8 protein-coding genes and 1 riboswitch are annotated in these 8,017 nt (G+C 74.0%); of the genes, 3 read left to right on the top strand and 5 right to left on the bottom strand.

What is annotated here, in order from left to right:
• Both E0D90_RS20995 and thrC read right to left on the bottom strand, forming a co-directional pair.
• A partial coding sequence (locus E0D90_RS20995; protein ID WP_130799642.1) for a MoaD/ThiS family protein occupies positions 1-328 on the bottom strand: 328 nt, incomplete at its 3' end.
• Positions 329-452: 124 nt separating this feature from the next.
• Positions 453-1,733 carry a threonine synthase gene (thrC, locus tag E0D90_RS20990; RefSeq protein WP_103502127.1) on the bottom strand — a complete coding sequence of 427 codons (1,281 nt, stop codon included), beginning with the start codon at positions 1,731-1,733 and terminating at the stop codon, positions 453-455.
• 15 nt (positions 1,734-1,748) lie between these two features.
• Positions 1,749-1,888: riboswitch (SAM riboswitch) on the bottom strand.
• 163 nt (positions 1,889-2,051) lie between these two features.
• Between thrC and E0D90_RS20985 the strand changes: the two genes are divergently transcribed.
• From E0D90_RS20985 to E0D90_RS20975, 3 genes are all read left to right on the top strand, one after another.
• Complete coding sequence (locus E0D90_RS20985) at positions 2,052-3,020, top strand: glucosyl-3-phosphoglycerate synthase (RefSeq protein WP_130799641.1); 969 nt, start codon at positions 2,052-2,054, stop codon at positions 3,018-3,020.
• Between the two features lie 151 nt (positions 3,021-3,171).
• The gene (locus E0D90_RS20980; protein ID WP_103503771.1) at positions 3,172-4,680 is read left to right on the top strand and encodes an alpha,alpha-trehalose-phosphate synthase (UDP-forming); all 1,509 of its coding nucleotides are present in this window, start codon (positions 3,172-3,174) and stop codon (positions 4,678-4,680) included.
• 192 nt (positions 4,681-4,872) lie between these two features.
• Entirely contained in the window at positions 4,873-5,409 is a 537-nt protein-coding gene (locus E0D90_RS20975) for a DUF1707 and DUF4190 domain-containing protein (protein ID WP_103503772.1), read from the top strand.
• 42 nt (positions 5,410-5,451) lie between these two features.
• Here the strand turns inward: E0D90_RS20975 and E0D90_RS20970 are convergent, their stop codons facing one another.
• From E0D90_RS20970 to E0D90_RS20960, 3 genes are all read right to left on the bottom strand, one after another.
• Entirely contained in the window at positions 5,452-6,267 is an 816-nt protein-coding gene (locus E0D90_RS20970) for an alpha/beta fold hydrolase (protein WP_157996902.1), read from the bottom strand.
• A 187-nt stretch (positions 6,268-6,454) separates the two neighbouring features.
• Positions 6,455-7,309: a trehalose-phosphatase gene (gene otsB, locus E0D90_RS20965; protein ID WP_130799640.1), complete on the bottom strand. Its 855-nt coding sequence runs from the start codon at positions 7,307-7,309 to the stop codon at positions 6,455-6,457.
• A gap of 10 nt (positions 7,310-7,319) precedes the next feature.
• Entirely contained in the window at positions 7,320-7,556 is a 237-nt protein-coding gene (locus tag E0D90_RS20960; protein ID WP_258036893.1) for a DUF3263 domain-containing protein, read from the bottom strand.
• Between the last annotated feature and the right edge of the window lie 461 nt (positions 7,557-8,017).

The raw sequence follows: 8,017 nt of genomic DNA, 5'->3' as shown, positions 1-8,017 counted from the left end.
CGATCATCCCGGCGGTCGCGGGCGGCTGACCCTCCCGCCGGCACGGCCACCGGCCGCCGCCCGCGACCGCCGGGATGATCGAGACGCCCGCGCCGTCGGGGGTGGGCGTGCCGAGGCCGTCGGCGAAGCGCACGTCGTCGTCGTTGACATAGACGTTGACGAACCGGCGGAGCTTGCCGGTGTCGTCCAGGACACGCGCGCCGATGCCGGTGTGGTTGCGCTCCAGATCGGTGAGGACGTCGGCGAGGGTGGCGCCCTCGGCACTGACCTCGGAGCGCCCGTCGGTGTAGGTGCGCAGGATGGTCGGGATACGGACGGTGACGCTCATGGGTTCGCTCCTTCTGCGGACGTGGACGCCGGCTCGGGCCCGGCGCCGCGGACGCGGTCTCGGTGCTGCGTGCTCGTGCTCGTGCTCGTGCCGCGGATGCGGTGTCGAAGTGCGGGCGGGAGGGTCAGCCCAGACCGGCCGCGCGGAAGGCGTCCAGGTCCGGCCGGATGACGGCGGTGGGGCTGGTGGTCGGCGAGACCGCGTCCAGCGTCTTCAGCCCCTCGCCGGTGTTGAGCACGACAGTGGTGAGGGAGGGGTCGAGGACGCCGTCCTCCAGCAGCTTGCGGGTCACCCCGACGGTGACCCCGCCGGCGGTCTCGGCGAAGATCCCCTCGGTCCGGGCCAACAGCTTGATCGCGGCGACGATCTGCTCGTCCGTGACGTCCTCCACCGCGCCGCCGGTGCGGCGGGCGATGTCCAGGACGTAGGGGCCGTCGGCGGGGTTGCCGATGGCCAGCGACTTGGCGATGGTCGCCGGGCGGACCGGGCGGATCACGTCCTGGCCGGCCTTGAACGCCTGGGAGACGGGCGAGCAGCCCTCCGCCTGGGCGCCGAAGATCTTGTACGGCTTGTCCTCGACCAGGCCGAGGGCGATCAGCTCCCGCAGCGCCTTGTCGATCTTGGTCAGCTGGGAGCCCGAGGCGATCGGGACCACCAGCTGATCCGGCAGCCGCCAGCCGAGCTGCTCGCAGATCTCGTACGCCAGCGTCTTGGAACCCTCGGCGTAGTACGGCCGGAGGTTGACGTTGACGAAGCCCCAGTCCTCGCCCGCCGGGTCCCCGATCAGCTCGCTGCAGAAGCGGTTGACGTCGTCGTAGCTGCCCTCGATACCGACCAGCTCACCGCCGTAGACGGCGGCCGCGGTCACCTTGGCCTGCTCCAGGTCGTGCGGGATGAAGACACAGGAGCGCAGTCCGGCGCGGGCCGCGGCGGCGCCGACCGCGCCGGCGAGGTTGCCGGTGGAGGAGCAGGAGAGCGTGGTGAAGCCGAAGGCACGGGCGGCCTCGACGGCGCAGGCCACGACCCGGTCCTTGAAGGAGTGGGTGGGGTTGCCGGAGTCGTCCTTGACGTGCAGTTCGCCGGTGACGCCCAGTTCGGCGGCGAGCCGGTCGGCGCGGACCAGCGGGGTGCCGCCGGGGTTGAGGTTGGGCTTGCCGGCCACGTCGGCGGGGACCGGCAGCAGCGGCGCGTAGCGCCAGATGGAGTTCGGGCCGGCCTCGATGCGGCGGCGCAGCTCCTCCGGCTGCCCGGTGGGCAGGTCGTAGGCGATCTCCAGCGGGCCGAAACAGTCGGTACACGCGAAGATCGGGCTCAGGGGGTACCGCTGTCCGCACTCCCGGCAGGAGAGTGCGGCGGCCGGGCCGAGGTCGACGGTCTCGGAGCGGGGTTCGGTAAGCAGAGACATGGCAGCGAGGCCCTCTCCTCATCTTCCCCGTGACGGCTTTCGCCACAGGACGGAATTGGCACCTTCCCCACCGGGGACCTCGCTTCGGACGCGAGACCGGCGGGAGGGTTGCCGGGGCTTCACCGGGCCGTTCCCTCTGCCCCTCTGGATGAGCTGTATGTGGTTGTGGTGTCGATCGCGGTGCTCGCCGCCCCCGATATGCGGAGGTCACAAGCACTGTTCGAGACTGTAACGGACAGCTAGGACAATGACTCGGGTTGTCCAGCCTCCGAGACACCCGTTCCGGGGGCGTGTCGTCGAGACCGAGGGAGCGACATCGTGCTGGAAGAGGCTGAGAGCTGGCTCGCCCGCCGGTCCTGGTCCGCCACCGACCGGCCGTTGTCCCGGCTGCTCGCCGCCAAGCGTCGGGCGGGTCCGGCGGGCAGCGTCAGCGTGGTGCTGCCCGCGCTCGACGAGGAGGCGACGGTGGGGCCGATCGTGGAGGCGATCCGCACCGACCTGATGGAACGCGTCCCGCTGGTGGACGAGCTGATGGTGCTGGACTCCGGCTCCACCGACCGCACGGCTGAGGTCGCCGGCGCGGCCGGAGCCAAGGTGGTGCACCGCGACGAGGTGCTCCCCCGGCTCCCGGCCCTGCCGGGCAAGGGCGAGGTGCTGTGGCGTTCGCTCTTCGCCACCAGCGGCGAGATCGTCTGCTTCGTCGACGCCGACCTCAGGGAGTTCGACTCCCGCTTCGTCTCGGGCATCATCGGCCCGCTGCTGACCGACCCCGGCGTGGAACTGGTCAAGGCGATGTACGACCGGCCGCTGGGCACCGAGCAGGCGGGCGCGGGCCAGGGCGGACGCGTCACCGAGCTGGTGGCCCGCCCGCTGCTCAACCTGCACTGGCCGCGGCTGGCCGGGGTGGTGCAGCCGTTGGGCGGTGAGTACGCCGCCCGCCGTTCGCTGCTGGAGCAGCTGCCCTTCCCGGTCGGGTACGGGGTGGAGCTGGGCACCCTGATCGACACCCTGCACATCTCCGGTCTGGACGCCATCGCCCAGGTGGACGTGGGCGTGCGCAGGCACCGGCACCAGGACGGTCAGGCGCTCGGCCGGATGGCGGCCGCGATCTACCGCACCGCGCAGATCCGGCTGCCGGGCGGCGCCGCGCCCGTGTGGACCGGGCTGACGCAGTTCGACCGCGCGCCGGACGGCGGCTTCGCACCGCGCCACCACCAGGTCGACACGGTCGAGCGCCCGCCGGTGCTCACCGTCCCCGAGTACGCCGCGGCCCGGCGTGCCGCCTAGCGACACGCGGCGGCCGGGCGGCCGGACGCCCGGGACCTGCCCGCCCCGCGGCCGTCCGCGCCCCGGCCCGGCGGTGTCACCGGCGGGAACACCGGGACGCGGGTGACGGGACACACGTTTGACACCCGCCATCGCGGGCTAAGCTCCGCGCATGGTGACTGAGCGGCACGGGGCCGAGGCTCCCGGTACCTCCGACCAGCGGTCCGGCCGGCAGCCCGGGGACAGAGCGCCCGGGCAGGTCCTGGTCGCCTCCAACCGCGGGCCCGTCAGCTACAGCCTGGGCGAGGACGGCACCCTGACCGCCCGGCGCGGCGGCGGCGGGCTGGTCTCCGGGCTGAGCGCTCTCGGTGACGAGGCCGGCACCTGGGTCTGCGCCGCCCTCGGGGAGGCCGACCGCGAGGCGGCGCGCCGCGCCGGCGGCACCCTCGACCGTGAGGACACCGGCGGCCAGTCCGTGCGGATGCTGGACATCCCGGCCGAGACCTTCGACGCCGCCTACAACGGCATCGCCAACTCGGTGCTGTGGTTCGTGCACCACATGCTGTACCAGAGCCCGCTGGAGCCGGTCTTCGACCGCGGGTTCGAGGCGCGCTGGGAGGAGTTCCAGCGCTACAACGCGGCGTTCGCCGAGGCGCTGGCCCAGGAGGCGGCGCCCGGCGCGACGGTACTCGTGCAGGACTACCACCTCTCCCTGGTGCCGCGGCTGCTGCACACGCTCCGGCCCGATCTGCGCGTCGGCCACTTCTCCCACACCCCGTGGGCGCCGGTCGACGCCTTCCGGCTGCTGCCGGACCCCATCGCGCGCCAGGTCCTGCTGGGCATCCTCGGCGGGGACCGCGCCGCCTTCCTCACCTGGCGCTGGGCCGAGGCGTTCGCCGCCTGCTGCCGCGAGGTGCTGGGCGCCGAGGTCTCCGACCGCGGGCACGAGCTGCACGTCAGCCACGACGGCCACACCACCCGCATCGGTGTCCACGGACTCGGCGCGGACGCCGCGTTCCTCCGGGAGCGCTCCGCCCGGCCCGACGTCGACGAGCGGCTGGCGTCCCTGCGGGAGCAGATCGGCGACCGCCGCACCGTGGTGCGCGTGGACCGCACGGAACTGTCGAAGAACATCGTGCGCGGCCTGCTGGCCTACGAGCGGCTGCTGGAGGACCACCCCGAGTGGCACGACCGCGTCGTCCACATCGCGTTCGCCTATCCCTCGCGCCAGGATCTCGCCATCTACCGCGCCTACACCGAGCGTGTCGACGAACTGGCCGCCGCGATCAACGAACGGTTCGGCACCGCCGACTGGCAGCCGGTGGTGCTGCACGTCAAGGACGACTTCGCCCGGTCGCTGGCCGCCTACCGGATGGCGGACGTGGCGCTGGTCAACCCGATCCGGGACGGCATGAACCTCGTCGCCAAGGAGATCCCGGTCATCTCCGAGGAGGGCTGTGCTCTGGTCCTCTCCCGGGAGGCCGGGGCGTTCGAGGAGATGGGGGACGACGCCCTGGCGGTCAACCCGTACGACATCGCCGGGACCGCCGAGGCGCTGCACGCCGCGCTGGTCATGCCCTCGGGCGAACGGGCCGACCGCACCAAGCGGCTGGCCGCGGCGGCGACGGCACTGCCGCCGCAGTCGTGGTTCCTGGCCCAGCTCTCCGCGCTCCGCGCCTGAGTGGCGGAGGGGGAGGCGGCCGGCCACGACTTCGTAACCGAACAGAACCAGTCTCCCTCCGGCCGTGCCACTCCCCCGCGCGGTCCTGCATGATGTGAAGAAGGCGCGAACCGCACCGGTGGCGGGCGGGCACTGAGACGGGGTGAGGGCATGTCAGCGTGGCAGCAGCAACCTCATGGGGGGAACCGCGGGATGCGCGCCTCCCATGCCGACCGTGAGCGGACCACCGATGTGCTGCGCTCCGGCTACGCCGAGGGCCGGCTGGACCGGGCCGAGTTCGACCGCCGGGTGGACCAGGCACACCGCGCCGTCACCCAGGGCGAGTTGCAGCATCTGATCTTCGACCTGCCGAACGGCCCGATCTCCGCGCCGGCGGTGCCCGCGCAGCAGATCTCGCCGGTGTTCTACCCGCAGCAGCAGGCACCCGGGGTGTACCCGGTGCCGGGGATGTACCCCGGCCCGGGCCATCCCGGCTGGATCACGCCGGTCGTGGCGCCGCGCACCAACCGCCTGGCGGTCGGCGCGCTGGTGTGCGGGCTGGGCGGCATCTTCTACGGCATGTCCTCGATCCCGGCGGTGATCCTCGGCCACAAGTCCCGCGCCGAGATCCGCCGGAGCAACGAGGAGGGTGACGGCATGGCCATGGCCGGCCTCGTCTTCGGCTATCTGGGGCTGGCCTTCTGGGGCTTCATGCTGCTCGTCGGCCTCGTCTTCTTCAGCGTCGGCTGACGGGGGCACGGGCGCGCTGGGGCGCTGGGGCACGGGGGCGCATCAGCCCACGGGCCGGACCGCCGCCTCGGCGAACTCGGCGAGTTCCCCGGTGACCGGGCCCGGCCGCTCCCAGTGCACCGCGTGCCCCGCGCCCTCGTACACGCTCAGCCGCGCGCCGGGCACGGTGTCGGTGATCCGCTGCTGGTCGGCGCGCGGCACCCGGTCGTCGCGGTCGCCCCAGACGACGAGGGTGGGCACCAGGATGCCGCCGAGGGTGGCGGGCAGGTCCGCCCGCAGCAGCCCGTCGACGGTCTGCCGCCAGACGTGCGGCGGGGTGCGCCGGGCCTCGTCCGCCATCACGGCGGAGAACCGGGCGAGATCGGCGGTCCCGGAGTCGGCGGGCAGGAGTTCGGCGGGATCGGGGCCGCCCGGTTCACCGAGCCGCTCGGTGGCGCCTCTCAGTTCCGACGCCCAGGACTTGTCCGCCAGCTCCGTGGGGGTGCCCAGCAGCACCAGCCCGGCGACACGGTGCGGGTGGCCGCCGGCCACGATCCGCGCGGCGATCCCGCCGGTGCCCGCGCCCACCAGGACGGCGCGTTCGACGCCGAGCGCGTCCAGGAAGCCGACGAGGTCGGTGGCGTAGTCCTCCGGCCGGTAGCCGGCGGCGGGCTTGTCGGCGTCGCCGTGGCCGCGCTGCGTGGGCGCGTACCCGTGCAGGCTGGTCGGCAGCAGGCCGAGTACCGGCTCGAAGGAGCGCCAGGACTCCCCCGCTCCGTGGACGAACACCACGGGGGTGCCGTTCGGGTATCCGGACTCCGCGTAGGGGAGCTGAAGTCCATTGTCCAGCGTGACGCTCTTCACCGCGATCGTGCTCATGAGGTTTCCTCTGCCCCGGATCTTCCGGTCCATTGACGTCGGTGCGGGCCCGGCCGGTGCGCGGCCGCTCGCGGCGGCCGGTTCCGGGTGGGGGACGCGTGCGGGCGCTCCGCACCGGTGGTGCTGCCTCGCGGCGGGACGGGAGCACCGGGGCGGGTGCCCACGCCCACCGCGCGGCAGCGGGCGGTCACCGCGCCGGCTCGGCCGCCTCCCCGGCGGCCTCGGCGAGCGCGGCGAGCAGGGCGGCCATGCCCTGCGGGCCGTCGACCGTGAGGTCGGCGACGGCGGCGAGTTCGGGCACCTCGGCGGAGGCGGAGAGGATCCGCACTCCCGGCAGGCCGTCGGCGCGCAGCCGCCGCACCGTCTCGAACGCGGGGAGGTCGCCGAGGTCGTCCCCGGCGTAGAGCACCACCGACGGGTCCCGCTCGCGGACCAGTTCGGCCAGCGCGGCGCCCTTGTCGATGCCGGGGGGACGCAGTTCCAGCACATAGCGGCCGGGTTCGACGCCCAGGGCGTGGCGGGCGGCCAGCTCCGTCAGCGGCCGGCGCAGCGCGTCGAGCGCCGCCTGCGGGTCGGCGGCGCGGCGGGTGTGGACGGCCAGCGCGCCGCCCTTGTCCTCGATGTGGGCCTGCCCGGAGGGCACGCATGCGCTGATGACGGCAGGGAGTTCGGCACGCGCCGCCATCACTCCGGCGTGCGGGCCGGGGGTGCGGGTCTCGCCGGTGGCGGCGTCCCAGCGCTCGGCTCCGTAGGCGCCGAGCACCGTCAGGGTGTCGAGACCGGCGGCGTCGGCGAAGCCGCCGAGCCGGACTGCGGTGTCGGCGGCGCGGCCGGTGACCACGGCGACGGTGCCGATGCGGGGGGCGAGCAGAGCGAGGGCGGGCAGAACGTCGGGATGGGCGCGGGACTGCTCGGGGTCGGGGACGATCGGCGCGAGGGTGCCGTCGAAGTCCAGCGCCAGCAGGGCGCGTCGGGGGGATCTGCGGAACGCGGCGAGGCCGTCCTGGCCTGCTGCGGTGTCGGGTACCGGGAGGCTGACCATGGGGGCGACACTACCGCTGCGCCCGCCGTTCGTCGCGTACACGTCGGAGGCGGTTGACCGTGACCGGGTCGTGGCGCAGCGCCGCGGGATCGTCGAGCAGGGCGTTGAGCAGCTGGTAGTAGCGGGTGGGCGACATGTGGAGCTCTTCGCGGATGCGCCGCTCCTTGGCGCCGCCGCGGGGCTGTCCGCCGCCGCTCTCCAGGGCGAGGACCACCCGGTCCTGGTCGCTGAGCCCTCCGGGCACCAGCTCGGCGGAGGGCGGGGCGGCGGCCTGCGGCGGGGCCGGTGCCGCCGGTTCGGTCTCCGGTTCGGTCTCCGGGACGGTCCCGGGCGCGTCGGGGCCGGGCGGCAGGTCGCCGGTGGCCGGGGGGCCGTGGTCGCCGTGGGTGTCGGGCGCGTCGGGCGCGTCGTCGGCCGGCCAGAACTCGGGGTCGGCCGGCTCCCCTTCCGGCCAGAGTTCCGCCTCCGGTCCGGGCTCCCCCTGCGGTCCGGGCTCCGGGCCGGCGGGGTTTCCACCGTCTGCGCGCATACGCGCATCGTACGGGCGTGGTGTGACAGCGGGTAACGCGAGGGAAACGAAAGCGACCCGGCCGCGCACTGGACTAGACCTGTTGTCCCGTCTCGGGCGAGACTGTGGCGTGTGAGCCCATCCGACACCGAGAACGCGGCCGTTGACCCCGCCGCGTCACCCCCACCCCTGTCCTCCAC

It is taken from the genome of Streptomyces otsuchiensis, from assembly GCF_004305975.1.
Lineage (GTDB): Bacteria > Actinomycetota > Actinomycetes > Streptomycetales > Streptomycetaceae > Streptomyces > Streptomyces otsuchiensis.
Note: the sequence above shows the minus strand (reverse complement) of the source record. Positions and strands in the feature narration are given on the sequence as shown.

Excerpts from the sequence above, each read along its gene's own strand:
- E0D90_RS20975 (WP_103503772.1), top strand. The coding sequence starts at position 4,873 with ATGCGCGCCTCCCATGCCGACCGTGAGCGGACCACCGATGTGCTGCGC.
- E0D90_RS20980 (WP_103503771.1), top strand. The coding sequence starts at position 3,172 with ATGGTGACTGAGCGGCACGGGGCCGAGGCTCCCGGTACCTCCGACCAG.
- E0D90_RS20970 (WP_157996902.1), bottom strand. The coding sequence starts at position 6,267 with ATGAGCACGATCGCGGTGAAGAGCGTCACGCTGGACAATGGACTTCAG.
- otsB (WP_130799640.1), bottom strand. The coding sequence starts at position 7,309 with ATGGTCAGCCTCCCGGTACCCGACACCGCAGCAGGCCAGGACGGCCTC.
- thrC (WP_103502127.1), bottom strand. The coding sequence starts at position 1,733 with ATGTCTCTGCTTACCGAACCCCGCTCCGAGACCGTCGACCTCGGCCCG.